Source organism: Streptomyces sp. NPDC104202, from assembly GCF_055584185.1.
This window is the reverse complement of the sequence record NZ_JBVJMN010000024.1, coordinates 18,529-45,364: the sequence shown is the minus strand read 5'-3', so window position 1 is coordinate 45,364 and position 26,836 is coordinate 18,529. Positions and strand designations below refer to the sequence as shown.

General features: G+C 73.4%; 27 protein-coding genes and 1 tRNA gene. 10 read left to right on the top strand and 18 right to left on the bottom strand.

The annotated features are described in order from the left end of the window. Positions 1-55 precede the first annotated feature (55 nt). Complete coding sequence (locus ACZ60W_RS17595) at positions 56-3,457, top strand: S41 family peptidase (protein ID WP_469756217.1); 3,402 nt, start codon at positions 56-58, stop codon at positions 3,455-3,457. A 4-nt stretch (positions 3,458-3,461) separates the two neighbouring features. Here the strand turns inward: ACZ60W_RS17595 and ACZ60W_RS17590 are convergent, their stop codons facing one another. From ACZ60W_RS17590 to ACZ60W_RS17570, 5 genes are all read right to left on the bottom strand, one after another. Then, the gene (locus ACZ60W_RS17590; protein WP_469756216.1) at positions 3,462-3,956 is read right to left on the bottom strand and encodes a GNAT family N-acetyltransferase; all 495 of its coding nucleotides are present in this window, start codon (positions 3,954-3,956) and stop codon (positions 3,462-3,464) included. A 159-nt stretch (positions 3,957-4,115) separates the two neighbouring features. Continuing rightward, the gene (locus tag ACZ60W_RS17585) at positions 4,116-4,301 is read right to left on the bottom strand and encodes a hypothetical protein (RefSeq protein ID WP_469756215.1); all 186 of its coding nucleotides are present in this window, start codon (positions 4,299-4,301) and stop codon (positions 4,116-4,118) included. A 139-nt stretch (positions 4,302-4,440) separates the two neighbouring features. Then, positions 4,441-5,322 carry an SDR family oxidoreductase gene (locus ACZ60W_RS17580; protein WP_469756214.1) on the bottom strand — a complete coding sequence of 294 codons (882 nt, stop codon included), beginning with the start codon at positions 5,320-5,322 and terminating at the stop codon, positions 4,441-4,443. Next, a complete protein-coding gene (locus ACZ60W_RS17575; RefSeq protein WP_469756213.1) occupies positions 5,319-6,254 on the bottom strand; it encodes an alpha/beta fold hydrolase in 936 nt (311 codons plus the stop codon). The genes ACZ60W_RS17580 and ACZ60W_RS17575 overlap by 4 nt, the downstream gene beginning before the upstream one ends. Then, positions 6,251-7,777: a flavin-containing monooxygenase gene (locus ACZ60W_RS17570; RefSeq protein WP_469756212.1), complete on the bottom strand. Its 1,527-nt coding sequence runs from the start codon at positions 7,775-7,777 to the stop codon at positions 6,251-6,253. Before ACZ60W_RS17570 ends, ACZ60W_RS17575 begins: the two co-directional genes overlap by 4 nt. Positions 7,778-7,961: 184 nt before the next feature. On the opposite strand from ACZ60W_RS17570, the gene ACZ60W_RS17565 reads away from it, so the two are divergent. Beyond that, positions 7,962-8,582 (top strand): MerR family transcriptional regulator, encoded by a 621-nt coding sequence (locus tag ACZ60W_RS17565; RefSeq protein ID WP_469756267.1) that lies wholly within the window; start codon positions 7,962-7,964, stop codon positions 8,580-8,582. A gap of 34 nt (positions 8,583-8,616) precedes the next feature. Here ACZ60W_RS17565 and ACZ60W_RS17560 read toward each other — a convergent pair whose 3' ends face one another. Then, a complete protein-coding gene (locus tag ACZ60W_RS17560) occupies positions 8,617-9,420 on the bottom strand; it encodes an exodeoxyribonuclease III (RefSeq protein WP_469756211.1) in 804 nt (267 codons plus the stop codon). Positions 9,421-9,470: 50 nt separating this feature from the next. Here ACZ60W_RS17560 and ACZ60W_RS17555 point away from each other — a divergent pair, with 50 nt between their 5' ends. Next, a complete protein-coding gene (locus tag ACZ60W_RS17555) occupies positions 9,471-9,950 on the top strand; it encodes a GNAT family N-acetyltransferase (protein ID WP_469756210.1) in 480 nt (159 codons plus the stop codon). Positions 9,951-10,064: 114 nt separating this feature from the next. Here ACZ60W_RS17555 and ACZ60W_RS17550 read toward each other — a convergent pair. From ACZ60W_RS17550 to galU, 7 genes are all read right to left on the bottom strand, one after another. Beyond that, a tRNA-Ala gene (locus ACZ60W_RS17550) sits at positions 10,065-10,138 on the bottom strand. Between the two features lie 95 nt (positions 10,139-10,233). Continuing rightward, positions 10,234-11,265 (bottom strand): divisome protein SepX/GlpR, encoded by a 1,032-nt coding sequence (gene sepX, locus ACZ60W_RS17545; RefSeq protein ID WP_469756209.1) that lies wholly within the window; start codon positions 11,263-11,265, stop codon positions 10,234-10,236. A 137-nt stretch (positions 11,266-11,402) separates the two neighbouring features. Continuing rightward, positions 11,403-11,996 (bottom strand): GNAT family N-acetyltransferase, encoded by a 594-nt coding sequence (locus tag ACZ60W_RS17540; protein ID WP_469756208.1) that lies wholly within the window; start codon positions 11,994-11,996, stop codon positions 11,403-11,405. A gap of 14 nt (positions 11,997-12,010) precedes the next feature. Further along, on the bottom strand, positions 12,011-12,589 hold the full coding sequence (locus tag ACZ60W_RS17535) for a MogA/MoaB family molybdenum cofactor biosynthesis protein (RefSeq protein WP_469756207.1): 579 nt from the start codon (positions 12,587-12,589) through the stop codon (positions 12,011-12,013). Continuing rightward, positions 12,586-13,071 carry a cyclic pyranopterin monophosphate synthase MoaC gene (gene moaC, locus ACZ60W_RS17530; protein WP_366310049.1) on the bottom strand — a complete coding sequence of 162 codons (486 nt, stop codon included), beginning with the start codon at positions 13,069-13,071 and terminating at the stop codon, positions 12,586-12,588. Before moaC ends, ACZ60W_RS17535 begins: the two co-directional genes overlap by 4 nt. Positions 13,072-13,129: 58 nt before the next feature. Then, positions 13,130-14,494, bottom strand: coding sequence for a molybdotransferase-like divisome protein Glp (gene glp / locus ACZ60W_RS17525; RefSeq protein WP_469756206.1), 1,365 nt, complete (start codon positions 14,492-14,494; stop codon positions 13,130-13,132). 4 nt (positions 14,495-14,498) lie between these two features. Beyond that, the gene (gene galU, locus ACZ60W_RS17520; protein WP_469756205.1) at positions 14,499-15,410 is read right to left on the bottom strand and encodes a UTP--glucose-1-phosphate uridylyltransferase GalU; all 912 of its coding nucleotides are present in this window, start codon (positions 15,408-15,410) and stop codon (positions 14,499-14,501) included. A gap of 104 nt (positions 15,411-15,514) precedes the next feature. Here galU and ACZ60W_RS17515 point away from each other — a divergent pair, with 104 nt between their 5' ends. Continuing rightward, positions 15,515-16,108, top strand: a complete 594-nt coding sequence (locus ACZ60W_RS17515) for a 5-formyltetrahydrofolate cyclo-ligase (protein WP_469756204.1) — start codon at positions 15,515-15,517, stop codon at positions 16,106-16,108. Here the strand turns inward: ACZ60W_RS17515 and ACZ60W_RS17510 are convergent, their stop codons facing one another. After that, positions 16,109-18,841 (bottom strand): penicillin acylase family protein, encoded by a 2,733-nt coding sequence (locus tag ACZ60W_RS17510; RefSeq protein ID WP_469756203.1) that lies wholly within the window; start codon positions 18,839-18,841, stop codon positions 16,109-16,111. It lies immediately after the preceding gene. Positions 18,842-19,100: 259 nt separating this feature from the next. On the opposite strand from ACZ60W_RS17510, the gene ACZ60W_RS17505 reads away from it, so the two are divergent. The 6 genes from ACZ60W_RS17505 (at position 19,101) to mscL (ending at position 24,863) form a co-directional block, all read left to right on the top strand. Continuing rightward, positions 19,101-20,624: a potassium/proton antiporter gene (locus tag ACZ60W_RS17505; protein ID WP_469756202.1), complete on the top strand. Its 1,524-nt coding sequence runs from the start codon at positions 19,101-19,103 to the stop codon at positions 20,622-20,624. Between the two features lie 251 nt (positions 20,625-20,875). After that, on the top strand, positions 20,876-22,147 hold the full coding sequence (locus ACZ60W_RS17500; protein ID WP_469756201.1) for an MFS transporter: 1,272 nt from the start codon (positions 20,876-20,878) through the stop codon (positions 22,145-22,147). 69 nt (positions 22,148-22,216) lie between these two features. Then, positions 22,217-22,555: an FmdB family zinc ribbon protein gene (locus ACZ60W_RS17495; protein WP_469756200.1), complete on the top strand. Its 339-nt coding sequence runs from the start codon at positions 22,217-22,219 to the stop codon at positions 22,553-22,555. A gap of 81 nt (positions 22,556-22,636) precedes the next feature. Next, the gene (locus ACZ60W_RS17490) at positions 22,637-23,482 is read left to right on the top strand and encodes an S-methyl-5'-thioadenosine phosphorylase (RefSeq protein ID WP_469756199.1); all 846 of its coding nucleotides are present in this window, start codon (positions 22,637-22,639) and stop codon (positions 23,480-23,482) included. 133 nt (positions 23,483-23,615) lie between these two features. Then, positions 23,616-24,230 (top strand): hypothetical protein, encoded by a 615-nt coding sequence (locus ACZ60W_RS17485; protein WP_469756198.1) that lies wholly within the window; start codon positions 23,616-23,618, stop codon positions 24,228-24,230. A 114-nt stretch (positions 24,231-24,344) separates the two neighbouring features. Next, on the top strand, positions 24,345-24,863 hold the full coding sequence (gene mscL, locus ACZ60W_RS17480; RefSeq protein WP_469756197.1) for a large conductance mechanosensitive channel protein MscL: 519 nt from the start codon (positions 24,345-24,347) through the stop codon (positions 24,861-24,863). A gap of 19 nt (positions 24,864-24,882) precedes the next feature. On the opposite strand, the gene ACZ60W_RS17475 is transcribed toward mscL, so the two are convergent. Genes ACZ60W_RS17475 through ACZ60W_RS17460 form a run of 4 tightly spaced genes read right to left on the bottom strand, consistent with a single transcriptional unit; the run spans position 24,883 to position 26,830 of the window. After that, positions 24,883-25,104 (bottom strand): hypothetical protein, encoded by a 222-nt coding sequence (locus tag ACZ60W_RS17475; RefSeq protein WP_469756196.1) that lies wholly within the window; start codon positions 25,102-25,104, stop codon positions 24,883-24,885. 54 nt (positions 25,105-25,158) lie between these two features. Then, positions 25,159-25,590 (bottom strand): hypothetical protein, encoded by a 432-nt coding sequence (locus ACZ60W_RS17470; RefSeq protein ID WP_469756195.1) that lies wholly within the window; start codon positions 25,588-25,590, stop codon positions 25,159-25,161. Continuing rightward, the gene (locus tag ACZ60W_RS17465) at positions 25,587-26,234 is read right to left on the bottom strand and encodes a QcrA and Rieske domain-containing protein (RefSeq protein WP_469756194.1); all 648 of its coding nucleotides are present in this window, start codon (positions 26,232-26,234) and stop codon (positions 25,587-25,589) included. Before ACZ60W_RS17465 ends, ACZ60W_RS17470 begins: the two co-directional genes overlap by 4 nt. Continuing rightward, the gene (locus tag ACZ60W_RS17460) at positions 26,231-26,830 is read right to left on the bottom strand and encodes a 4Fe-4S dicluster domain-containing protein (RefSeq protein WP_469756193.1); all 600 of its coding nucleotides are present in this window, start codon (positions 26,828-26,830) and stop codon (positions 26,231-26,233) included. Before ACZ60W_RS17460 ends, ACZ60W_RS17465 begins: the two co-directional genes overlap by 4 nt. Positions 26,831-26,836: the final 6 nt, after the last annotated feature.

Genomic DNA, 26,836 nt, shown 5'->3' with positions numbered 1-26,836 from the left:
CGCCCGCAAGAACGTACGAGTTGCCTGACCCCCTCCCCGCGGAAAGCATGAGGAGGTGAGTGACGACGTCGCGTATCTCCGTTTTCCGCACCTCCACGACGATCTGCTGTGCTTCGCCGCCGAGGACGACCTCTGGATCGCCCCGCTCGTCGCCGAGGGCCGACGCCCCGGCCGGGCCTGGCGCCTGACCGTCGACCGGACGCGGGTCGGCCACCCGCGCTTCTCGCCGGACGGACGCCGGATCGCGTACACGAACTGGCGCAGCCTCGACCCCGAGATCCACCTCGTGCCCGTCGACGGCGGCCCCGCCCGCCGGCTGACCCACTGGGGCTCCACCGACACCCGGGTCTGCGGCTGGACGCCCCCCGACCGGGACGGCCGGTCCGACATCCTCGCCGTCTCGTCGCACGGGCAGCCGTTCTCGTACTACTCGTGGGCCTACACCGTCCCCACCGACGGCTCCCCCGGCGGCCGGATGCCCTGGGGACCGGTCTCCGACATCACCGTCATCGACGACCCCGCCCTCGGCCCTCCCGGCGCGCAGCCGGGCACCGACCGCCGCACCCTCCTGCTCACCGGGAAACCGCCGCACGAACCGGCCGCCTGGAAGCGGTACCGCGGCGGCGCCACCGGACGGCTCTGGCTGCACGGCGAACGGCTGCTGCCCGACCTCGGCGGCCACCTCGACTGCCCCATGGCCGTCGACGGCCGGGTCGCCTTCCTCTCCGACCACGAGGGCGTCGGCAACCTCTACTCCTGCCTGCCCGACGGCACCGACCTGCGCCGCCACACCGACCACGACGCCTTCTACGCCCGCCACGCCTCCAGCGACGGCCACCGGGTCGTCTACCAGTGCGCGGGCGAACTGTGGATCGTCGACGCCCTCACCCCCGACTCCCGGCCGCGGCGCCTGGAGGTCAGGCTCGGCGGCCAGCGCGTCGGCCGGCGCGCCTACCAGGTGCCGGCCGCCCACCACATCGACGCGCTCTCCGTCGACGAGACCGGCCGCGCCAGCGCCGTCTCCGTGCGCGGCAGCCTGTACTGGCTGACGCACCGCGACGGCCCCGCCCGCACGATCATCGACGAGCCGGGCGTCCGCGTCCGGCTCCCCGAGATGCTGGGCAGCGGCGGCCAGGTCGCGTACGTCACCGACGCCGAGGGCGAGGACGCCGTCGAGGTCGCCTATCTGCCGCGCGCCAGCGGCGACCGGCCGCCGCGCCGGCTCGCCTCGGGCGGCCTCGGCAGGGTCGAGGAGCTGATCTCCGACCCCGACGGCGAGCGGCTCGCCGTCGCCTCCCACGACGGACGGCTCCTCCTGCTCGACGCCGGCGAGGACGGCGGCGGGGACGAGGGGGCGGAGGGCGCCGGCGAGGACGAGGAGGCGGGGACCACCGGGACCACGGCCGCGACCGACGCCCCGGGCGACGGCCCCGGCCGGGTCACCGAGCTGATCCGGTCCCTCAACGGCCCCGTCCGCGACCTCGCCTTCTCCCCCGACGGCGCCTGGCTCACCTGGTCCCACCCCGGCATCGGCCGCTCCCTGCGCTCGATCAAGATGGCCCGCATCTCCGGACCCGGGCCCCGGACCGTCGTGGACGTCACCAACGGGCGCTTCGAGGACGAGAACCCGGTCTTCACCCGCGACGGCCGCTATCTGGCGTTCCTGTCCTGGCGCGGCTTCGACCCGGTGTACGACGTGCACACCGGCGACCTGTCGTTCCCGCTCGGCTGCCGCCCGTACCTCGTCCCGCTCTCCTCCGCCACGCCCTCCCCCTTCGCGCTGCTCCCCGACGGGCGGCCGGCGGCCGGCGGCCTCGACCCCGCCGACGACGAGACGGACAGCGGCGACGGGACGGTCACCGTCGAGATCGAGGGCCTGCCCGACCGGGTCACCCCCTTCCCGGTCTCCGCCTCCAAGTACTCGGCGCTGCACCCGGTCAGCGGCGGCGGTCTGGTCTGGCTGCGCTGGCCCATCTCCGGCGCGCTCGGCGAGACCTTCGCCAACCCGGCCGACACCTCGGGCCGCCCGACCCTGGAGCACTTCACCATCACCAAGGCCCGCAAGTCCGAACTCGCCAAGGACCTGGACTGGTTCGCGGTCAGCGGCGACGGCACCCGGCTGGTCGTCGCCGACGAGGGTGAGCTGCGGGCCGTGCCGGCCACCGAGTCCGGGGACGGCGACTCCACCGTCTACCTGGACCTGCGGCGCATCCTGCACGAGATCGTCCCCGGCGCGGAGTGGCGGCAGGCCTTCGACGAGGCCGGCCGGATCGTCCGCGCCTACTTCTGGGAGCCCGACATGGGCGGCGTCGACTGGACGGCCGTCCTCGACCAGTACCGGCCGCTGGTCGAACGGGTCTCCTCCCCCGACGAGTTCGCCGACCTGCTCCGCGAGGTCCTCGGCGAACTGGGCACCTCCCACGCCTACGTCACCCCCGCCCGCCGCAACGAGGGCCCGCCGCACTACCAGCGGCCGATGGGTCTCCTCGGCGCCAACCTCGTGCCCCGGGAGGCGGGCTGGACGGTGAAGCGGATCCTGCCCGGCGAGTCCTCCGACTCCAAGGCCCGTTCCCCGCTCGCCGGCACCGGCATCCGCGAGGGCGCCGTCCTCACCCATGTCGACGGCCGGCCGGTGGACCCGGTGGCCGGCCCCTACCCGCTGCTCTCCGGCACCGGCGGCACCACGGTGGAGCTCACCTTCACCCCCGCCGAGGGCGGGGGCCGGGCCCGCCGCGTCGCCGTCGTCCCGCTCGTCGACGAGCGCCCGCTGCGCTACCAGGACTGGGTCGCCAAACGCCGGGCGGTGGTCCGGGAGCTCAGCGGCGGCCGCTGCGGCTACCTCCACATCCCCGACATGGGCGGCTCCGGCTGGGCCCAGTTCAACCGCGACCTGCGGATGGAGGTCTCCCGGCCCGCGCTCATCGTCGACGTGCGCGGCAACGCCGGCGGCAACATCAGCGAACTCGTCATCGAGAAGCTGACCCGCAGGATCCTCGGCTGGGACCTCACCCGCAACGCCCAGCCCGTCAGTTACGCCTCCAACGCCCCGCGCGGCCCCGTCGTCGCCCTCGCCGACGAGGCGACGTCCTCCGACGGCGACATGATCACCGCCGCGTTCAAGCTGCTCGGCCTCGGTCCCGTCGTCGGACAGCGCACCTGGGGCGGGGTGGTGGGCATGACCGGCCGCCACCGGCTCGGCGACGGCACGCAGATCACGGTGCCGATGAACGCCGCCTGGTTCCCCGAGTACGGCTGGTCCCTGGAGAACCACGGCGTCGAACCGGACCTCGCGGTCCTGCGCACCCCCCTCGACTGGGCCGAGGGGCGCCACGCGCAGCTCGACGACGCCGTCGACCTGGCCCTCTCCCTGCTCGTCGCGACCCCCGCCGCGAGCCCCCCGGGCTACGAAGGGCTGCCCGACCGGTCCCGTCCGAAGCTGCCTCCCCGCCCGGCCTGACCGCTCAGGCGGCGGCCGCGAGGTCCAGTTCGTAGGAGGCGCCGGCGCGCCCGCCGAGGGTGACGCTGCCGACGGCGCCGAAGCCGACCCGCCCGAGCACGGCCCTCGACCCGGTGTTGTCGAGGGTCGTGACGGCGGTCAGCCGGCTCAGTCCGTACTCCTCGCGGGCCAGTCGGCACACCTCCCGCACCCCGGCCGTGGCGACGCCGCGGCCGGCCGCCTTCTCGGCCACCCGGTAGCCGAGTTCGGCGCCGCCCTCGGCGTCCACGTCCACCAGGTTGAACCGGCCGAGGACCTCCCCGTCGTCCCCCACGAGCACGTGGAAGTGGATCGTGCCGGCCTCCTGTTCGTCGAGCAGGGCCCGGTGCCGGCCCTCGAAGTCGGCGAAGTACGCGTCCCCCCGGTCGGGGACGGACGCGGCGAAGTACCCCCGGTTCTCCCGCTCGAACGCGAGCAGGGCGGGAGCGTGGTCGGGTCGGAGTCGCTCAAGTACGGCCATGGCGCTCACGGTACGAAGATCCGGGCCGCGACGCGCGGGAGTTACGCGCCATGACGCGCCGCGCGACCGGGACGCGAGCGGGCCCCGAGCGGGGCGGCACGCGCGAAGGCGCACCCGGTGCCCCGGGTGCGCCTCCGTCGAGGACCGGCCTGGCGGCCGTCAGGCGTCGCGGCCGCGGTCCACGCGGTCCTGGGCCTCCTGGCGGGCCCGGTCGGTCTCCGCCTCGGAGCGGCCACGGCCCTGGGAAGCGCGTTCGGACGCCTCGTCCCTCGCCTTGCCCGCGGCCTGCTTGGCCTGCTGCTTGAGCTGCTCCGCCTTGTCCTTGAACTGGTCCTGCATGCCCATGGAAAGTCACTCCTAGAAGGCTGTGAAGGGGAGGGGGCGGGGCCCCCTGGGCCTCGACCAGCCTTGCACGGGCGGACATTCCACGCATTTCGATCAGTCACGGTCCGTAGGGGCCGCGGCCGGGGCGCCCCGGCGGGCGTCAGGCCCGCTCGGTGCGCTCCTGTTCGTCGGCCGCTCCGCCCGCGCCGACGAGCCCCTTGGAGACGGTGGCGAGCCGCGGCTCGAAGCGCCGCATCTCCCGCTGCCCGACGGTCGCGATCATGCCGGGCAGGTAGCCGCGGACCGACTGCATCCCGCGGAGCCACCACTGCGCGTACACGTGGGCCGAGCGCCGCTCGATGCCCGCCACGATCCGGTCGACGGCCGGGCCGAGCGGATAGGTGCGGTTGGACGGCCACGGCAGCCGCTGCCGCAGCTCCTTCATCACGTCGTCCTGGTCCGCGCCCCGCACCATGTCGGTGTCGGTCCAGGAGAGGTAGCCGACGCCGACCTTCACGCCCTTGTAGGCGACCTCGGCGCGCAGGCTGTGCGCGAAGGCCTCGACGCCCGACTTGGAGGCGCAGTACGCCGTCATCATCGGGGCCGGGGTGATCGCGGCCAGCGAGGCGATCTGGAGGAAGTACCCCCGGGACTCCATGAGGACGGGCAGGAACGCCCGGCCCGTCACGGCGCCGCCGATCAGGTTGACCTCGATGACCCGCCGCCAGGCCACCGGGTCGGAGTCGACGAACGGACCGCCCGCCGCGACACCGGCGTTGGCGACGACGATGTCGACCTTCCCGAACCGCTCCTTGACCTCGGCGGCGACCTTCGCCATCGCCTCGTGGTCGGTGACGTCGGCGTGCCACCAGTCGGCCTCGGTGTGCAGCCGCCCGGCGACCTCCTTCAGCAGCTCCGGCTCCAGACCGACGAGCGCGATCTTCGCCCCGCGCGCGGAGAGCTTGCGGGCGAGGAGTTCACCGACGCCGCGGGCTCCTCCGGTGACGACCGCCACCTGTCCTTCCAGGCTCACCCTGCTCATGCCTGTTCCCTCTCCTTCTCCCGCTCACCGGACTTCACGCCCAGGTACGTGAGGGTCAGTTCGCGGATCTGTCCGGTGACGGCCTCGGGGGCCTCCACCGGGGTCATGTGGCCCATGCCGGCCAGCCGGACGACTCCGGTGCAGTGCGGCAGCGCGTCCGCCAGCACCTCGGAGTGGACGGGCGGCGTGAGCCGGTCGGCGGTGCCGACCAGCACGGCCGTCGGCACCCGCAGCTCCCGCAGCCCCGCCTCCAGGTCGAGTCCGGCCAGCACCTGCGACCAGCCGTAGCGGGCGCCGCGCGGGCAGGCGTGCACGATCCGGGCGCAGGTCTCGACGCGGTCCGGAGCCGAGCCCGGTCCCATCGTCGCGTACCGGAGGACCTTCTTCGACACGGCGTTGACCGGGCCCAGCGGCGCCTTCGCGCCGAGGACGGCGGCGGTCAGCCGGCTGCGCAGCCGGCCCGGCGCCAGCGGTACGACGGTGGCCTCGTCGGTCAGGCGCGAGGCGCCGGTGGAGCAGAGCAGGACCGCGGCGGCGTGCTGCCGCAGGCCGGGGCGTCCGGCCGCGGCCATGATCGTCATGCCGCCCATGGAGTGGCCCACGAGGACGGCCCGTTCGCCGGGGCCGAGGGTGGCGGCCAGCACCGCCTCCAGGTCGTCGGCGAGCGCCGTCGTGGAGTAGCCCGCGCCGCCGGTCGCCTCGGGTGCCGGGGAGCGGCCGTGGCCGCGCTGGTCGTAGGCGATGACCCGGTGGTCGGCGGCGAGGGCCCGGATCTGCTCGGCCCAGAAGCCGATCGAGCAGGTCCAGCCGTGGGCGAGGACGACGGCGGGCGCGCCCTCGGGGCCGTGGACCTCGACGTGGATCCGGGCGCCGTCGGCGGAGACGGCGGTGAGGGCGCGGGCCCCGGGCAGCGGGGTCAGGTGGCGGCTCACCGGGAGGTCTCCTTCGTGCGGTCGCGGCGGGCCTCGGCGGCGGGCGCCGTGCGGGGGGCGCGGATCACCTCGTACTCGGAGAGGTCGACCTGCCGGGTCTCGCGGCGGAACTCGCCGGTGGTGCCCGGCCACAGGGTGGTGTTGCGGCCGTTGGCGTCGAGGTACCAGCTCTCGCAGCCGCCGGACTTCCAGACCGTGCGCTCCATCCGGGTCTGCACCTTGCGGTTCCAGGCGCCCACGGCGGAGGGCCGGGCGGCGAGGGCGGCGCGGCCGCCGAGCACGTCGAGCTGGCGCAAATAGTCGGCCATGTAGTTCAGCTGGGACTCGATCATGAGGATCATCGAGGAGTTCCCGAGGCCCGTGTTGGGGCCGATGACCGTCATGAAGTTGGGGAAGCCGACGGCGGTGGCGCCGCGCAGCGCCTCCATGCCGCCCTTCCAGCTCTCGGCGAGGGTCTTGCCTTCGGCGCCGACGACCCGCTCGGCGATCGGCATGTCGGTGACGTGGAAGCCGGTGCCGAAGACGATCGCGTCGACCTCGGTCTCGGTGCCGTCCGCGCCGACGAGGGTGGAGCCGCGGACCTCGCGCAGTCCGGCGGCGACGACGTCGACGTTGGGCTGGGCGACCGCCGGGTAGTACGTGTTGGAGAGCAGGATCCGCTTGCAGCCGATGCGGTACGAGGGGGTCAGCTTGGCCCGCAGCACCGGGTCCTTGACGGCCTTGGCGATGTTGGCCCTGGCGAGCTTCTCGACGATCCCGAGCTCGCCCGGGTGCTTGGTGAAGGCGCCGACCTGGAGTTCGCGGATGCCCCAGAGCAGGCCGCGGCGGAGGGTGCCGGTGACGGGGAGCGCGCGGTGGAGCCAGCGCTCCGGTCCGGTGATGGCCCGGTCCATGCGGCGCATGACCCAGGGGGGCGTGCGCTGGAAGAGGGTGAGCCGGCCGACCTGCGGCTGGATCGCGGGCACGATCTGGATGGCGGAGGCGCCGGTGCCGATCATGGCGACGCGCTTGCCCGTGAGGTCGTAGTCGTGGTCCCAGCGGGCGGAGTGGAAGACCTTGCCGGGGAAGTCGGCGAGCCCCGGGACGTCGGGGACCTTGGGGTCGGACAGCGGGCCGGTCGCGGAGACGACCACGTCGGCGCTGAAGCCGCCGCCGCTGGTCTCGATCTCCCAGCGCAGCGCCTCGGCGTCCCACTCCATCCGCCGCACCTCGTGGTTCAGGCGCAGGTGGGGGCGGATGCCGAAGGTGTCGGTGACGTGCTCCAGGTACGCGCGGATGTGCCGCTGGCCGGAGAAGGTGCGGGGCCAGTCGGGGTTGGGCGCGAAGGAGAAGGAGTAGAGGTGGGACGGGACGTCGCAGGCGCAGCCGGGGTAGCTGTTGTCCCGCCAGGTGCCGCCCACGGAGTCGGCCCGCTCCAGGACCACGAAGTCGGTGATGCCCTCGCGGCGCAGCCGGACGGCGGCGCCCAGGCCGCCGAACCCCGATCCGATCACCGCCACCCGTACGTGCTCGTGCTTCGCCATGCCGCCTCCCGCGCGCCGGCTGATTACGCCAGCATTCACTGGCACAGTCGGGACTGTAGAGCAGCTCCCTACCGAGCGGTAGGGGTACGGCGAGGGAAAGTTACCGGCGGTACAACATAGGCTGGCCGACGTGGCAGAAGGATCGGGACCCGACAGCGCGCAGACCGGCGCACGCGAATACCGCATGGCGGAACTGGCGAGCGCCGCCGGCATCACCGTGCGCACCCTGCGTTTCTACCGCGAACGCGGCCTGATCCCGCCGCCCCGCCGCGAGGGCCGGATCGCCTGGTACGACGAACAGCACCTGGCCCGGCTGCGGACCATCGCCGCCCTCCTGGAGCGCGGCCACACCCTCAACGGCATCGCCGACCTCACCACCGCGTTCGAGAGCGGCCGCAACGTCCGCGAGGTCCTCGCCCTCGGCGCGCCCAGCGAGGAGGAACCGGTCCGCCTCACGCCCGAGGAGCTCGCCGACCACTTCGCCGGCGAGGTCACCCCCGAGAACCTCGCCGCCGCACTCGACCTCGGCTACCTCGTCACCGACGGCGAGGAGATCGTCCACATCAGCCGCCGCCTCCTGGACGTCTCCGCCGCCCTCGTCCGGGAGGGCGTACCCCTCGCCGAGGTCCTCAAGGCCGGCGCCCGCGTCCGCGAGCACGCCGACGCGCTCGCCCGGCTCTTCACCGAACTGCTCCGGACGCACGCGGGCGAGGAGGACGTGCGGCGGCTGCGCCCCCTCGCCAAGAGCGTGGTCGAGGCGGAGCTCTCGATGGCCCTCGACCGCCACCTGCGCGACCTGCCCTGACCGCCCGCGGCCACCGCGTCGCGCGGGGAGGGGGTCAGAGGTCGTAGACCGCGGTCACGGGCGCGTGGTCGCTCCAGCGTTCGGCGTGGGTCGCCGCGCGCTCGACGTAGGCCTTCACGGCCTTGGCGGCGAGTCCGGGCGTGGCGATCTGGTAGTCGATGCGCCAGCCGCTGTCGTTGTCGAAGGCGCGGCCCCGGTAGGACCACCAGGAGTAGGGCCCCTCCTGCTCGGGGTGCAGGGCGCGGACGACGTCGACGTATCCGCCCTCGCCCTCCTCCAGGACCCGGCCGAGCCACTCCCGCTCCTCGGGCAGGAAGCCGGCGTTCTTCTTATTGGACTTCCAGTTCTTGAGGTCGGCCTCGCGGTGGGCGATGTTCCAGTCGCCGCAGACGACGACCTCGCGGCCGTCGGCGGCGGAGCGCGCCCTGAGCTCCTTGAGGTAGGGCAGGAACTCGCCCATGAACCGGTACTTCTCGTCCTGGCGCTCGGTGCCGACCTCGCCGGAGGGCAGGTAGAGGCTGGCCACGGTCACGCCGGGCAGGTCCGCCTCGACGTACCGGCCGCTGCCGTCGAACTCGGCCGACCCGAAGCCGATCCGCACCCGGTCCGGCTCGCGCCGCGTGTAGAGGGAGACCCCGGCGCGCCCCTTGGCGGCGGCCGGCGCGTGGACGGCGAACCATCCCTCGGGGGCCCGCACCCCGGCGGGCAGCTGCGCCTCCTCGGCGCGCACCTCCTGGAGGCAGAGGGCGTCGGCCGAGGTGCCGGCCAGCCACTCGACGAAGCCCTTCTTGGCGGCGGCACGGAGGCCATTGACATTCGCGGTCGTGACAGTGAGCATCCCGGGAGAATACCGACACCTGCCATCTGCATACATGTACGATGCTTCGCATGAACATCCAGCCCGTGCCCTATGACCACCCGGACGCCGTCAAACTCGAGGACGCCGTGCAGGCGGAGTACGCCGTCCGCTACGGCGACGAGGGCGACGTCACACCGCTGCACGCCGGGATGTTCCGCCCGCCCCACGGCCTCTACCTCGTCGCCTACGACGAGGACGGCACCCCCGTCGCCACCGGCGGCTGGCGCACCCAGGACACCAACCCCGAGGGGTACTCCGACGGCGACGCCGAACTCAAGCGGATGTACGTCGTCCCCGAGGCCCGCGGCATCGGCCTCGCCCGCCGCATCCTCGCCGCCCTGGAGGACGACGCCCGCGCCGCCGGCCGCACCCGCATGGTCCTGGAGACCGGCACCGCCCAGCCCGAGGCCATCGCGCTCTACCTCTCCAGCGGATACACGGCCTGCCCCAAGTTCGGCCACTACCGCGAATACCCCAACAGCCGCTGCTACGCGAAGCCCCTGCACTGAGCCGCGCCCCCGACGGCCCGTACGCGTCCGCGTGCGGGCTTTCCGGCGCAACCTCCCCCGGAAAAGCGGAAATCCCGCCCGATCTTTCGATCGGACGGGATTCCCGTCTGTCTGTGGACCTGTGGGGATTTGAACCCCAGACCCCCTCGATGCGAACGAGGTGCGCTACCAGACTGCGCCACAGGCCCTTGCGACGTGTGAAACATTAGCATCCCGACCGGCCCAGGCAAAAATCCGTTCCCGCGCAGGTCAGCCGGGGGCCGCCACGGGCCCCCGGACGGGGTCACTCGTTGGCCGCCCGGGGGCGGTCGTCCTCGTCGGCGTACTGGTCGAAGAGGGGCGTGCGGCCGTGGTCGCGGGGGCGGCGCGGCGCGGAGGTGCGCCGGCGGGGCGCCGGCGAGACCGGGGCGGGGTCGGCCGCCGTGGAGGAGCGGGCGGCGCTCCACGTCTCGGGGTCGGTGATGTCGATGCCGCTGGTGGCGCGAGGGGCCACCGGGGCGGTGACGTAGGTGGGGAGCGGCACCGGGACCGGGTCCCAGCTGTCGCCGCGGGCCGGGCCGCGCTCGCGCTGCTGGTCGACCCACTCGGCGTGGTCGGTCTGCTCGACGAGGGCGCGGCGGTCGGCCTCCTGCGGGGAGGGCGCCGGGTCGGGGACGGGCTCCGGGGTCGGGGCCGGACGGCGGCTCTCGCGCAGCCGGGCGGCCGCGGCCTCGGCGCGCCGCCGGTCCATCACGTAGACGAAGCGCCGCCGCTCCTGGACCCGCAGATGGACGATGTACGCGCTCAGGAGCAGCGCGGGGACCGCGGGCGCCCACAGGAAGGTGACGCCGCCGACGGCCGCGACGACCGCGCCGAGGGTGAAGGCGGCGAAGAGGAGCGTGGTGGTGCGCCGGCGCCGGGCGAGGACCTTGCCCCGGCGGGCCCGCTCGGCGGCGCCGGTGGCGGCGCGGCCCGCGGCCGGCGCGGGGGCCGGTTCCGGAGCGGGCTCCGGGGCCGGCTCGGGGAGCTCCATGCGCGCCTCGGTCCTGGCCGCGGGCGCGGAGAAGGCCCGGACGTCGACCGAGCTGAGATGCTCGGTCGCCGCGTCCGGGTCGACGTCGGGCGTCGGGTCCTCCGCCGTACGGTCCCGCTCCTTGAGCTCCTTGGCGTACCGGCGCTCCATGCCCGCCCGTCCGGAAAGCAGCCGGATGGCGGTGCTGAAGCGTTCCGTCGGACGGGCTTCGTTCAGCTCGTCCTGCCTGCGGAGCCACATCGGCACCAAGTAGGCGGCCCAGGCCCCGACGATGACTGCGTAGATGAGGCCGCTGCTGCTCACGCCTCACACGGTAGAGGGGTTCGCGCGGGGCCATCGGCCAATTGGCCCGGTGTGTCGCACGATCTGGCTGATATCACTGAACTTTTTTGTGATTGTTCAGATCGTTTGCGTGCCAACTGCCGATTAAATTCGAACACTTATCGCATTCTCGCCTGATGCCAGCGCCTCAACAGCCCCTCCGGCACCTCTTCCGCCGTGAGGGCGAAAACCAGATGGTCGCGCCAGGCGCCGTCGATATGGAGATAGCGCGGCCGCAGCCCCTCCTCGCGGAATCCGAGTTTCTCCACCACCCGGCGCGACGGCCCGTTCTCCGGGCGGATGCACACCTCCATGCGGTGCAGACCGACCGCGCGGAAGCAGTGGTCGACGGCGAGCGCGACCGCCGTCGGCATCACCCCGCGTCCGGCGACCTCGCTGTCCACCCAGTACCCCACGTGGCCCGAGCACATCGAGCCCCAGGTGATCCCGGCGACCGTCAACTGCCCGACGAGCCGCCCCCGGTACTCGATCACGAACGGCAGCATCCGGCCCGCGTTCGCCTCCGACCGCAGATGGCGCACCATCTGACGGTAGGTCGGCCGCTGCGCGACCGGCCCGCCGGGCGGCGCCGGGGGGACCGTCGCCTCCCAGGGCCGCAGCCACTCGCGGTTGCGCCGGTTGACCTCGCGCCAGGCGCCCTGGTCGCGCATTCTTATCGGCCGGAGCGCGACGTCCCCGTCCACGAGGGCCACCGGCCAGGCCGGGATCACGACGGTCTCGGGTGGTCGCCGCCGCGGATCTGGTCGACGGCGTGCCGGAGCAGCGGCTCCAGGACGGCCAGACCGTCCCGCACCCCGCCCGGGGACCCGGGCAGGTTCACGATCAGCGTGCCGCCCGCGACGCCGGCCAGGCCCCGCGAGAGCGCCGCCGTCGGGACCTTCTCCCGGCCGTGGGCGCGGATCGCCTCCGGGATGCCCGGGATCTCGCGGTCGAGGAGCCGGCGGGTGACCTCGGGCGTCTCGTCGGTGGGCGAGATGCCCGTGCCGCCGGTGGTGACCACCACGTCGTACCCCGCGGCCACCGCCGCCCGCAGGGCGGCCTCCACCGGAGCCCCGTCCGGGACGACCTGCGGGCCGTCGACGGCGAAGCCCATGGCGGTCAGGCCCTCGGCGATCAGCGGGCCTCCCCGGTCCTCGTAGACCCCGGCGGACGCCCGGTTGGAGGCGGTGACCACGAGGGCCGCGTACGGACCGGTCAGGGCACCGCCGAGCGCCGGGGCCTCCCGCCCCGGGCCGGCCTGCCCCTCGTGCCCGCCGGTGCCCGCCCCCCGGACCTCGCGCGTCACGAGGTGCTCCGCGTCCAGTGGCCCGACTTGCCGCCCGTCTTCTCCTCCACCCGTACGTCGGAGATGACCGCGCCCTTGTCGACCGCCTTCACCATGTCGACGACCGTCAGGGCGGCCACCGAGACCGCCGTCAGGGCCTCCATCTCCACGCCCGTGCGGTCCGTCGTCCTGACCGTCGCCAGGATCTCGACCGCCTCGTCCGTGACCGCCAGGTCCAGGGTGACGCCGGAGAGCGCCAGCGGGTGGCAGAGCGGGATGAGGTCGGGGGTCTTCTTGGCGCCCATGATCCCGGCGATCCGCGCGGTGGCCAGGGCGTCGCCCTTCGGGACGCCCTCGCCGCGCAGCAGCTCGACCACGCGCGGCGAGACGAGGACCCGCCCGCTGGCCCGCGCCGTGCGGGACGTGACGTCCTTCGCGGAGACGTCGACCATGCGGGCCGCACCCGCCTCGTCGATGTGGGTGAGACCTTGCTGCGTGCTCATGGCCGTGACACTCCCGGTCGCTGTATGGGGACGACACCGTACCCCCACCCTCGCCCCCTCAGCGGAGGAGGACCACTTCCAGGGTGCTGCCCGGCTCCACGCCCTCGGCCTCCTCCGGGACGACGAGCAGGCAGTCCGCGTGCGCGAGGGCCGCGATCAGATGGGATCCGGCGCCGCCCACGGGAGTGACGGTGCCGGCCTCCGCGTCGTAGGTGCCGCGCAGGAACTGGCGGCGGCCGGGCGGCGAGGACAGCGCCCCGTCGGCGGCCAGGACGGCCTGGACGCGCGGCCGGTGCAGGTCCTCGACGCCCATCAGCGCGCGGATCGCGGGCCGGACGAACAGCTCGAAGGAGACGTACGAGGAGACCGGGTTGCCCGGCAGGGCGAGCAGCGGGATCTGCTCGGCGCCGATCGCGCCGAAGCCCTGCGGCTTGCCGGGCTGCATGGCCAGCTTGCGGAAGTCGACCTGGCCGTCGGCGGTCAGCGCCTCCTTCACCACGTCGTACGCCCCCACGCTGACCCCGCCCGTGGTCACGATGAGGTCGGCGCGGATGAGCTGGTCCTCGATGGTGGCGCGCAGCGACTCGGCGTCGTCGGCGACGGCGCCCACCCGGTAGGCGAGCGCTCCGGCGTCCCGGGCGGCCGCGGCGAGGGCGAAGCTGTTGGAGTCGTGGATCTGGCCCTCGCCGAGCGCCTCGCCGGGCTGGACCAGCTCGCTGCCGGTGGACATGACCACCACCCGCGGGCGGGGGCGCACCCGCACGGTGCCCCGGCCGATCGCCGCGAGCAGGCCGATCTGCGGGGGTCCCAGGACGGTGCCCGCCGCCAGGGCGAGCTCGCCGGCCCGGACGTCGCTGCCGGCCCTGCGGACGTGGGCCCCGGCCTCGGCGGAGCGGTGCACGCGGACCTCGCCCGCGGCGCCCTCCGGGGCGGTGCTCGCGGCGCGCATGCCGGTGGCCGCGCCCCCGCCGGTGCCGCCGTCGGTCCACTCCACGGGGACGACGGCCTCGGCGCCGGGCGGGAGCGGGGCGCCGGTCATGATGCGGGCGGCCTCGCCCGGGCCGACGGTGGGCGGTCCGCCGTCGCCTGCGGCGACGTCCCCGACGACCGTGAGGACGGCGGGGAACTCCCCGGTGGCCCCGGAGACGTCGGCGACCCGGACCGCGTACCCGTCCATGGAGCTGTTGTCGAAGGGGGGCAGCGCGACCGGCACCGTCACGTCCTCGACGAGGACGCAGCCCTGGGCGTCGAGGAGCTGCAGCTCGATGGGTTCGAGCGGGCCGACGGTCGCGAGGATGTCGGCCAGGTGCTCGTCCACCGACCACAGGCCGCGGGCCGGGCCCGCGCAGGGGTCCGCGGAGCCCGCCCCGTGGTCGTGGCCGCTGTCGTCGGGGGACGGCGACGGTGCCGTGCTGCTGCTCAAGGTGCTACATCTCCTCGCTGACGTATCTCCGGAGCCAGGCCCGGAAGTCCGGTCCCAGATCTTCACGCTCGCACGCGAGTCTGACAATGGCACGCAGATAGTCACCGCGGTCGCCGGTGTCATAACGGCGCCCCTTGAAGACGACGCCGTGCACCGGGCCGCCGATCTTCTCGTCGGCGGCGAGCTTCTGCAGGGCGTCGGTCAGCTGGATCTCGCCGCCCCGGCCCGGCTCGGTCTCCCGCAGGGTCTCGAAGACGGCCGGGTCCAGGACGTAGCGGCCGATGACGGCGTAGTTGCTGGGGGCCTCCGCGGGCTCCGGCTTCTCGACGAGGTCCGTCACGCGCACGACGTCGCCGTCGACGGTCGCCTCGACGGCGGCGCAGCCGTAGAGGTGGATCTGCGCGGGGTCGACCTCCATGAGGGCGATCACGCTGCCGCCCTCGCGCTCCTGGATCTCGACCATGCGCGCGAGCAGCGGGTCGCGCGGGTCGATCAGGTCGTCGCCGAGGAGGACCGCGAAGGGCTGGTCGCCGACGTGCGGGGCGGCGCACAGGACGGCGTGGCCGAGGCCGCGCGGGGCGCCCTGGCGCACGTAGTGCATGGTGGCGAGGTCGCTGGACTCCTGGACCTTGGAGAGGCGTTCGGCGTCGCCCTTCCGGCTCAGGGCCTCCTCCAGCTCGTAGTTCCGGTCGAAGTGGTCCTCCAGGGGACGCTTGTTCCGGCCGGTGATCATCAGGACGTCGGAGAGACCGGCCGCGACGGCCTCCTCGACGACGTACTGGATCGCCGGCTTGTCGACGACCGGCAGCATCTCCTTGGGCGTCGCCTTGGTCGCCGGGAGGAAGCGGGTGCCGAGGCCCGCGGCCGGGATGACAGCCTTGCTGATCCGGCCGAGCCTGGGGAGCGACTGATTCATGCGGTGCACCTTAGTCGTTCGGAATGAGAGGAAGATGTGGCTTCGGTTAACTTCCTTCACATAAAGACAATTACAAGACATTCGTGCATTCACATGAGGCCGACATGACACCCGACCCGTCCGAAAAAGCCGTGCTCCGCAAGCGACTTCTGGCGGCGCGCGCCGCCCTGAGCGCTGATTCCCTCACGGACACCGCCGAATCCCTCGCCCGCCACGGCGTGGAGCTCCCCGAGCTCGCGGAGGCCGGCACCGTCGCCGCGTACGTGTCGGTGGGCCGCGAGCCGGGCACGCGCGCGCTGCTCGACGCCCTCCACGCGCGCGGGGTCCGGGTCCTGCTGCCCGTCCTGCTCCCCGACAACGACCTCGACTGGGCCGCGTACGAGGGGCCCGGGCGGCTCGCGAAGGCCGGCCGCGGGCTCCTCGAACCGGTCGGACCGCGGCTGGGCCCCGAGGCGGTCCGCACCGCCGACGCGGTCCTGCTGCCCGGCCTCGCCGTCGACGGGCGGGGCATGCGGCTCGGCCGGGGCGGCGGCTCCTACGACCGGGTGCTCGCCCGGCTGGCGCGGGCCGGCCGCGACCCCGCCCTGGTGGTCCTCCTCTACGCGGACGAGGTGGTCGCCCGGGTCCCGGAGGAACCGCACGACCACCCCGTGCACGCCGTGGTGACCCCGGCCGGGGTCACCCGGTTCCGCCCCTGATCAGGGCTTGAGGACCAGCGTGTCCTTCGTCGCCGCGGTGACCGCCGCGGCGCCGTAGGCCCAGTCCAGGAGCTCGCCCCTGGCCCAGGCGTCCGTCTGGTCGGTGTAGTTCGAGTGGAAGGCGTGACCGGAGGCGCCGGTCAGGTTGATCCACCGGGACTTGTCCCAGTCGCCGACGTTGACGACCATCCGCATCGACGGCACCCAGATGACCTCGTAGCCGCCGGCCGCGTTCCAGCCGGTGGCGTCGACCGCCGCCTCGCCGCCGCCCAGGTTCCACGGACCGCGGTTGAGCAGCTGCTGCACGACGCCGGGGCCGGCGGTGCCGAGGGTCTGGTTCTTCAGGGTCAGCTGGTGCAGCCGGCCCCAGCTCCAGGTGGTGACGTCCTTGCCGAGCTTGGCCGTCAGCTCCCAGCGCGCGTCCTTCATGGCCTGGGCGAGCAGCTGGTCGCGGTTGGCGGTGGGCTGGTTCGTCCGGTCGCCCGGGGTCTTCCACCACTCGCTCTTCTCCTGCTTGAGGAGCGGGCGGACCACCTCGTACCAGCGGTCGCCGCCGTCGGGCTGCGCCGAGTCGGCGTCGCGCTGGCCGCACTCCCGCACGAGCTTGTTCTGCTCGTCGACCGGTCCGGTGGAGTCGACCGGACGGACGTTGATGCAGTCGTCCTCGGCGCGCAGCTCCTTGGGGAGCTTGTTGCCGAAGGCGAGCTTGAGGACGTTGCGCCAGACCGCGTTGAAGTAGGCGGCGGCGGCCGAGTCGGGCTCCTGGGTGTAGTCCCAGCCCTCCAGGAGCTTCTGCGCCTCGCGGACGGAGGGGTCGGAGATGTCGATCTTCAGCAGCAGCGGGTTGAGCAGCGTGGCGATCTCGCTGCGGTTGTCCGTCTGCATGGTCCGCATGTCGTCCGGCGAGATCTTGCCGCCGTCCCGGGTCTTCGACTCGATGAGGTCGTTGATCCGCTGGCTGCGCGAGCCGTAGCCCCAGTCCTTGGTGAGCAGGTCGGGGTAGGTCTTCTCCTCGATCACGGCCTGGTTGGCGGTGACGATGTAGCCGCGCTTCGGGTTGTACTCGTAGGGCAGCTGGTCGAAGGGGATGTAGCCCTTCCACCGGTAGGAGGAGTCCCAGCCGGGGGCCGGCAGGGTGCCGTCGCCCTTGGTGCGCTGCGGGATCTTGCCCGGGGACTGGTAGCCGATGTTGCCCGCGGTGTCGGCGTAGATCAGGTTCTGGGACGGGACCTCGAAGTTCTTCGCGGCCGCCCGGAAGGTGGCGAAGTCCTTCGCGCGGTCGATGGCGAAGATCGCGTCCATCGACCTGCCCGGCTGGAGGGCGGTCCACTGGAGGGAGACGCCGTAGCCGGTGCCGCGGTCGGGGGCGGAGTTGCCGACGGGGGCCTGGCGGCCGACCTTCTCCAGCTCGGTGGAGCGGTCGGAGACGAGCGGGCCGTGGTCGGTGGAGCGGACGGTGATCGTGCGGTCCTCGCCGCCCGCGACCTTGATGACCTCCTCGCGGCTGCTGAAGGGCTTGACCTTGCCGTCGACGAGGTAGCCGTCGGGGCCGACGCGCTCCAGGTAGAGGTCGGTGACGTCGGCGCCGAGGTTGGTGAGACCCCAGGCGATCTTGTCGTTGTGTCCGATGATCACACCGGGCATGCCGGAGAAGGTGTAGCCGGCGACGTCGTAGCGGCAGGTCGCCGAGACCGAGCGGCAGTGCAGGCCCATCTGGTACCAGAGGGACGGCAGCTGGGGCGCGAGGTGCGGGTCGTTGGCGAGCAGCGGCTTGCCGGAGGTCGTGAGGTTCCCCGAGACGACCCAGGAGTTCGAGCCGATGCCGTTGCCGTTGGGACCGAGCAGTGCGGGGATCGTGTCGAGGACCTCGGAGAGCGCCCCGAGCTGGGACTGCGCGCCGGAGCCGCCGGGACCGCTGCCCGGGGTGTCCCCGGTGGTCGCCCCGTCGCCCTCGCCTGCCTCGGCCTTCGGGTCGAACTTCCCGGTGGACTCGTCGACGGCGCCCTGGCCCACGATCGGCTGGTGGAGCGCGTACGGGTACGCCGGGTACAGCTGCTTGATCTGCGCCGCGCTCAGCCGGCTGGTCAGCAGGGAGCGGTCGATCTCGTCCTGCATGTTGCCGCGCAGGTCCCAGGCCATCGCCTTGAGCCAGGCCACCGAGTCGACCGGGGTCCAGGGCTCGATCGCGTAGTCGTTGGTCAGGGCCAGGGCGGCGTACTCGACCGAGACGTCGGCGGGGTCGCGGTCCTTCAGGTAGGCGTTGACCCCCTCCGCGTACGCCTGGAGGTACTTCTTCGTCTCCGGCGACAGGACGGAGTCGTACTCCTGCTGCGCGACCCGGCGCCAGCCGAGCGTGCGCAGGAAGGCGTCGGTGTCGACCTGGCTCTCGCCGAACATCTCGGAGAGCCGGCCGGCCGTCACGTGCCGGCGGACGTCCATCTCGTAGAACCGGTCCTGCGCCTGGACGTAGCCCTGGGCGCGGAAGAGGTCCGTCTCGTTGTCCGCGTAGATCTGCGGGACGCCGTTGGCGTCGCGCTTGACCTCGACCTGGCCCGAGAGCTTGTCGAGCCGGATCTCTCCGGTGGTCTGCGGGAACGAGGCCCGGACGGTGCTGACACCCCAGTACCCGCCGAACCCGACACCGGCCACCAGTGCGAGGACCAGGACGAGCAGGAGCAGGCGGGCGCGCCGCCCTTTCTTCTTGGCAGGGGGCGCGGTCGTGTTGGAGGGCATCGCTGTCCTTCGAGGGGCAGGGTGATCCTGGAGTACGGGAGCCACCTTAGGCGCAGCGTCCGGGCGGCCTGGACGCGGTGTCAGGAAGAGAACCGTACTGATGAGCGAGGAGGCGCAAAGACGGCGTCAAGAAAACGTTAAAGATTAGGTAAGGTAACGAAGTGTCGTCCGCTGGAGGAACGATCCAGCTGCACACGAGGGGAAGGAACGGCCACTGACTGTCCACCAGCTCAACGAACTCCTGCTGATCTGCTCGCTCGTGTTGCTGATCGCGGTCGCGGCCGTCCGGATCTCCTCCCGGAGCGGCCTCCCCAGCCTGCTGCTGTACCTGGGCATCGGCGTCGCCATAGGCCAGGACGGCATCGGCAACGTCGCCTTCGACAACGCCGAGCTGACCCAGGTCATCGGCTACGCGGCCCTCGTCGTGATCCTCGCCGAGGGCGGCCTCGGCACGAAGTGGAAGGAGATCAGACCGGCGCTCCCCGCCGCTGTCGTCCTCTCCACCGTCGGCGTCGCGGTCAGCGTCGGCGTCACCGCCGCCGGCGCGCACTACCTCGTCGGCCTCGACTGGCGGCAGGCCCTGATCATCGGCGCCGTCGTCTCCTCCACCGACGCGGCGGCCGTCTTCTCCGTCCTGCGCAAGGTGCCGCTGCCCTCCCGGGTCACCGGCGTCCTGGAGGCCGAGTCCGGATTCAACGACGCCCCCGTCGTCATCCTCGTCGTCGCCTTCTCCACCGCGGGCCCCGTCGACCACTGGTACGTGCTCGTCGGCGAGATCGCCCTCGAACTCGCCATCGGCGTCGCCGTCGGTCTCGCCGTCGGCTTCGTCGGCGCCTACGGCCTGCGGCACGTCGCCCTGCCCGCCTCCGGCCTCTACCCGATCGCCGTCATGGCCATCGCGGTGGTCGCCTACGCCGCCGGCGCCATGGCCCACGGCTCGGGCTTCCTCGCCGTCTACCTGGCCTCGATGGTCCTCGGCAACGCCAAGCTGCCGCACGCGCCCGCGAACCGCGGCTTCGCCGAGGGGCTCGGCTGGATCGCGCAGATCGGCATGTTCGTCCTGCTCGGCCTGCTCGTCACCCCGCACGAGCTCGTCCACGACTTCTGGCCCGCCGTCGTCATCGGCCTCGTCCTGACGGTGGTCGCGCGGCCCATGGAGGTCCTGGTCAGCCTGCTGCCCTTCCGGATCCCCTGGCAGGAGCAGGCCCTGATGTCCTGGGCCGGCCTGCGCGGCGCCGTCCCCATCATCCTGGCCACCATCCCGATGGTCTCCGGCATCGAGGGCAGCGAGCGGATCTTCAACATCGTCTTCGTCCTGGTCGTCGTCTACACCCTCGTCCAGGGGCCGACCCTGCCCTGGCTGGCGAAGGCGCTGAAGCTCGGCGCCTCCGGGGAGGCGGCCGACCTCGGCGTCGAGTCCGCCCCCCTGGAACGGCTCCGCGGCCACCTGCTCTCCGTCGCCATCCCGGAGCACTCCCGGATGCACGGCGTCGAGGTCGCCGAGCTGCGCCTGCCGGCCGGAGCGGCCGTCACCCTCGTCGTCCGGGACGGGGCGAGCTTCGTCCCCGGCCCGGCGACCGTGCTGCGCCACCACGACGAGCTCCTCGTCGTCGCCACCGATCCGGTGCGGGACGCCACCGAGCGCCGGCTGCGGGCGGTCGGCCAGGGCGGCAAGCTCGCGGGCTGGCTCGGGACCGGGGGCGCGACGGCCGCCTCGGCCCCCGTCGGCACCGCTCCGCGCTTCCACCGTCCGGGCGAGCACCATCGGAGAACATCCGGTTAATCCGAGGCATTAATTGAGGGGCAGGAGCGTTTTCCCAGGCGGGAGGACGCTCCTCCCTGTACCATGAAGGCACACCTGATCGAACCAACTCTGCCTGACGCAGAGCTGGCGCGACCGTATGGCGGCCGTGGCGCCCCTCCGCAGTGGGGCCGGCCCGGTATCTACCGCAGTAACGCGCATGAGGACAGCTCTCGGCGACACCCGCACCACCGTGCGGGAGCGCGCTACCAGGCGGCAGAAAGGCCAGGACCGTGGCGTCCACGGTCATCTCGGACAAGCGTCCGGGTTACGGGCAGCTGCTGCGCACCCCCGGCGCGCTGTCCTTCCTGCTTCCCGGGTTCGCCGCCCGGCAGCCCTTCGCGATGCTGACCATCGGCATCGTCCTGCTCGTCCAGCACACCACCGGCTCGTTCGGCAGCGCCGGCGCGGTCGCCGCCGTCACCGGCGTCTCCATGGCGCTCTTCGCTCCGCAGAGCGGCAAGCTCGCCGACCGCTTCGGCCAGCGCGCCGTCCTGGTCCCCGGCGTCCTCGTCCACACCGCGTCGGTCTCCCTGCTCGTGGTGCTCGCCCTCGGCGGCGCCCCGCTCTGGGCGCTGTTCCTGGCCGCCGTCCCCGCCGGCGCCTCGGTGCCGCAGGTCGGCCCGATGGTCCGGGCCCGCTGGGCCGCCAAGCTCGACGGCACCCCGCTGATGCCGACCGCCGCGGCCTTCGAGTCGGTCACCGACGAGTTCACCTTCGTCGTCGGCCCCGTCCTCGCCACCGCGCTGTGCACCGGCATCCACCCGGCCGCCGGCCTGATCGCCGAGGCCGCCCTCACCCTCGTCGGCGGCCTGTTCTTCGCCGCCCAGCGCGCCACCCAGCCCGCCTACGGCCACGCCGCGGCCACCTCCGCCGAGCCCCACCGCTCCGCGCTGTCCGTCCCCGGCGTCCGCGTCCTGATCGTCGCCTTCCTCGGCATCGGCTCCGTCTTCGGCGGCATGCAGGTCTCCCTCACGGCCTTCACCGAGGAGATCGGCAACCCCGGCGCCAACGGCCTGCTCTACGGCGTCTTCGCCGCCGGCAACATGCTCGCGGGCATCGCCATGGGCGCCGTCGCCTGGAAGTCCGGCCCCCGCCGCCGGCTGATCCTCGGCTACGCCGGGCTCACCGCCGCCGCCTCCCTGCTGTGGACCGCGCACTCCGTGCTGCTCCTCGGCGCCCTGGGCCTGGTCGTGGGCCTCTGCATCGCCCCCGCCCTCATCACCGGCTACACGATCGTCGAGACCCTGATCCCGGCCTCCGCCCGCACCGAGGCGTTCACCTGGCTCACCGGCGCCGTCGCGCTCGGCCAGGCCGCCGCCGTCACGGTCGCCGGCCGCCTCGCCGACGCGCAGGGCGCGAGCAGCGGTTTCCTGGTGCCGATGGCGGGCACGGCGCTCGCCCTGACCACGCTCCTGGCCCTCCGGTCGCGACTGACGCCGCGCGAGTCGAGCCGGGTCGCCGCGCGTGGCATCGGTCACCGCGTGCCGGTGGCGGTGGACTGAACCCACGGAATACGTCAGTATGGATCGTCGTTAGCACTCGATGAGTGTGAGTGCCAGGAGGAAGTCACAGTGCCGACCTACCAGTACCAGTGCACCGAGTGCGGCGAAGGCCTCGAGGCGGTGCAGAAGTTCACCGATGACGCCCTGACCGAGTGCCCCAGCTGCAAGGGACGCCTGAAGAAGGTGTTCTCGGCCGTCGGCATCGTCTTCAAGGGCTCCGGCTTCTACCGGAACGACAGCCGCGGCTCGTCGTCCAGCAGCTCGCCGGCCGCGTCGAAGTCCTCGACCCCGTCGACCTCGTCCTCGTCGTCCACGACGTCGGACGCCAAGCCGGCCGCGTCGACCTCGTCGTCGTCCTCTTCCGCCTCCTCGACGTCCTCGTCGGGCACCGGAAGCTCGGCCGCCTGAGACCGATCCCCCGAGGGGCCCCGTCGCCGCGTGCGACGGGGCCCCTCGGCATCTCCAGGGCCCGCGCATAGGGTGACGGCCATGGCGACCCATGACGCGTACGCGGAGATCGGCGTGATCGGCGGCTCCGGCTTCTACTCCTTCCTGGAGGACGTCACGGAGGTGTCCGTCGACACCCCCTACGGCAGCCCCAGCGACTCCCTCTTCCTCGGCACGGTCGCCGGCCGGCCGATCGCCTTCCTCCCCCGGCACGGCCGCGCCCACACGGTCCCGCCGCACCGGGTCAACTACCGCGCCAACCTCTGGGCGCTCCGCTCCCTCGGCGTCCGGCAGGTCCTGGGGCCCTGTGCGGTCGGCGGACTGCGCGAGGAGCACGGACCGGGCACCCTCGTCGTGCCGGACCAGCTCGTCGACCGCACGCTGAGCCGGGCGCAGACCTACTTCGACGGCGAGCGGCGGGCCGACGGCGCCGTGCCCCGCGTCGTCCACGTGACCTTCGCCGACCCGTACTGCCCCGACGGGCGTCGCGTCGCGGTCAAGGCGGCCCGGGGGCGCGGCTGGGAACCGGTCGACGGCGGCACGATGGTCGTGATCGAGGGACCGCGCTTCTCCACCCGCGCCGAGTCGCGCTGGCACGCAGCCGCCGGCTGGTCCGTCGTCGGCATGACCGGCCACCCCGAGGCCGTCCTCGCCCGCGAGCTCGGCCTCTGCTACACCTCCCTCGCGCTCGTCACCGACCTCGACGCGGGCGCCGAGACCGGCGAGGGCGTCTCCCACACGGAGGTGCTGCGGGTCTTCGGCGAGAACGTGGGACGGCTGCGCGAGGTGCTCTTCGACGCGGTGGCCGCGCTGCCCGCCACGCTCGACCGCGACTGTCTGTGCACCCGTGCCCACGACGGCTGGGACCTGGGGATCACCCTGCCGTGAACCCCCCGGCGGAGTGACGCGGTCGTCCACAGGCGAGGGGCGGTCCCCAGGCCGGAGCGGGGCGCGGGCGGGGACGGGAGAGTGGGCCGGGACGACGCTCCTCACGCTCCCGGCAGGACAGGCGGTGCCCCGCATGACGACCACCCTCCCCTCCGTTCCCGCGCCCCGCGCGGTTCCGCCCTTCGAGCCGCTCCGGATCCGAGGCGCCCGGCACCGGCTGCGGCGGGCGCTGCGGCGCGGACGGCTCGCGCCGGCGCTCCTGCTCGCCCTGGCGGCGGCCGCGGCGGCCGTCGCGAGCGGCACCGGCTCCGTCGGCGGTCCGGCGCCGGGTCCCGTCCCCGGCACGTCCGCAGTCGGAGCGGCGGCGGGCGCCCGGGCCGGATCCTCCGCGGGATCCCCCGCGGCCGGATTCGCCGCCGGGGACACGGGCGGGCCCGCCGTCGCCCGGGCGCGGCCGCCCGGACCCGCGGCGCTGGTGTCCGCACCGGTCCGGATCGCCGACGCGGACACCGTGCGGCTGCTACGGCCCGGTGACCGGGTCGACGTGATCGCCGCCCCCGACGGGGCCCTGGGCGAGACCGGCGCGGCGCGCGTGGTCGCAATGGGCGTACGGGTGGCCGAGGTTCCGCTTCCGGGCGGGACTCGTGCGGACGGAGGGGCGCTCGTCGTCCTGTCCGTGTCGCGGCCGACGGCGACCGCGCTGGCAGGTGCCGGCGCGAGCTCCCGGCTGGCGGTGACCTGGTGCTGAATCGCACGGAATGCCTGTCAAGTCACCGTCCCGTGTGTACGGATTGGACGGCCCCGCTCCGTTCACGGCCTAATGACTGCGCACGCAGGACCGCACCCGACGAAAGGCACCTCGGTGGCCGAGAAGAAGGAAAGCTTGCTGGGAGGCTTCAAGGCCTTCTTGATGCGGGGCAACGTGATCGACCTGGCGGTCGCGGTCGTCATCGGTGCCGCGTTCACCAACATCGTGAACTCGGTGGTCAAGGGAATCATCAACCCGGTCGTCGGCGCCTTCGGCACCAAGGACCTGGAGAGCTACTCGTCCTGCCTCAAGGACCCCTGCAAGCTGGTCGACGGCGAGATGCAGGGCATCCAGATCCAGTGGGGTCTGGTCCTCAGCGCGGTGCTGAGCTTCCTGATCACCGCGGCCGTCGTCTACTTCCTGATGGTCCTTCCGATGGCCAAGATCCTCGCCAAGCGCGCCGCGCACGACAAGGCGAAGGAGGGCGTCGCGGAGACCATGGAGATCAGCGAGCTGGAGGTCCTCAAGGAGATCCGGGACGCCCTCGTCGCCCAGCGCGGCCCCTCGACGGGCACGGGCACGGGCGCCGCACCGGGCGCGGGTGGCGGTTCGGGGACGCACCCCACCTCCTGACCCGCGTCGCGCGCGGGGCTCAGAGGTGGTGCGGCGGCTTCTCGTCCAGGAAGCGCGCGAGGTCGGCGGCGCTGTCGCCGCCGGAGGGAGGCCGCTCGCCCCACCCGCGGTCCGTGTCGTCCGCGGACTGCCGGTCCAGCGGATCGTCGAAGACGATCACCGGCTTGGGCCTGTCCGTGGGGCCGGACGGCGTGCCGGGCCGCTTCGCGTCTCGCGGTCCGTGGGCAGGGGCGGTGCTCATGCCTTCAGGGTACGCCCGCTCCCCCGCCCCGCCCCCGTCCGCTCCCCGCCGGACTCAGCGGTCCTTCGGGTCGAGCGCCCAGAGCCCCAGCACCACCAGGAACGACAGGACGAGGAAGCCCGCACCCCACCAGGCGGTGCCGGTGTCGCCGGTCATCCACTCGTCCACCACGATCGTCAGGCCCCAGAGCTGGCCGATGACGACCGTGAGCGCCAGCGCCAGACGCGCGGACAGCTTCGAGGAGCGCTCCGGCTCCTGCTCCGCGCCCGCGCCCGGCCCCGGCCCGGTGTGCCGGATCCGGGGGTCGCCGTAGCCGCTGGTGGGGCGGATCTGGGGATAGCGCTCGCGCACCGGCCGGTTCAGCCGGGGCTGCGCGCTGCCCGGGGTGTAGGCGGGAGGCCGCCGGGGCTCGGGGTCCGGGTCCCCGGCGGGGCCGGCCGGCGGCCGGGGGGCCTCCGGGTCCTGGGGGAACGTGCCGTCGCTCATGTCCGCTCACTCCTCTCCGCCGCCTTGCGGCCCGGGGCGCCCGAGCCGAAGCCGGGGCAGCCCGGCCGGTCCTGGCCGTTCTGGCGGCAGAAGCCCTCGATCGCGCTCTCGCCCGAGCGGGCCGTCCCGACCGCCCAGACGCTGCCGTCGAGCTGCTCGACGAGCAGCACCTTGGGCAGGCCCCGCGGCGGCGGACCCGCGGTGACCTCTCCCGTGCGGGCGTCGAAGATCCCCTCGTGGCAGGGGCAGTACAGCTCGCCCTCGGTCCCCCGGTCCTTGCGCCACAGGACGGCGCAGGCGAGGTGGGTGCAGACGGCGGAGTAGCCGGCCAGGGTGCCGTCCTCCATGCGGAGGGCGATCGCCCGGTCCTCGGCCCCGGGGTAGCGGAAGGCGAGCGACTCGCCCCGCTCGATCCGGTCGGCGATCCGCTGGGGCTCGGGGGCGTCCTCGCTGTCGCCGTGCCGGTGCAGGATGCCGGAGGCGACGGCGACGCCGCCGACGGCCAGCCCGCCGGAGACGGTGGCGACGATCCGCAGGTAGTCGCGGCGGGTGGTCAGCGAGTCGGCGGCGATCCGGTCGTGGAGGGCCTCCTGTGCCGCGTCGCGGGCGTCCGGCGCGGGCGGCTGTGGGTCGGTGACGCTCACCGGACGTCCTTTCCGTTGATCTCGACGACGGGGAGCCCGCCGGGGACCGGCCACTGGACCTTGTCGGCGGGGACGACCATCGCCACGCCGGTGGAGACGGTGGTGGAGCCGAAGGTGAAGGAGTCGGCGACCTGGACGCCGGGGCGTTCGGCCCGGAGCTCGTCGAGGGTGCCGTAGAAGAGGGCGCCGGTCGGGCAGACGGTCGCGCACATGGGGGCGAGGCCGTAGGCGGTGCGGTCGTAGCAGAGGTTGCACTTCATCTGGAGCTTCGCCTGGAGGTCGATCTTGGGGACGCCGAAGGGGCAGGCGTTGACGCAGTTGGCGCAGCCGATGCAGCGGGTGGTGTCGGCCTGCTGCACGACGCCGTCGGCGGTCACGAGGATCGCGTCGGCGGGGCAGACCTCGGCGCAGGGGGCGACGGGGTCCTCGCAGTGCATGCAGACGGTGGGGAGGGAGGCGACGGAGTGCCCCTCGTCGGGGTAGTCGAGGTGGATCATCGACTTGCCGCGGTGGGAGTCGCATTCGCGGCAGGCCGAGACGCATGCCTGGCAGCCGATGCAGCGGCCCGGGTCGATGAAGATCGTGCGGCCCATCATGTGCGG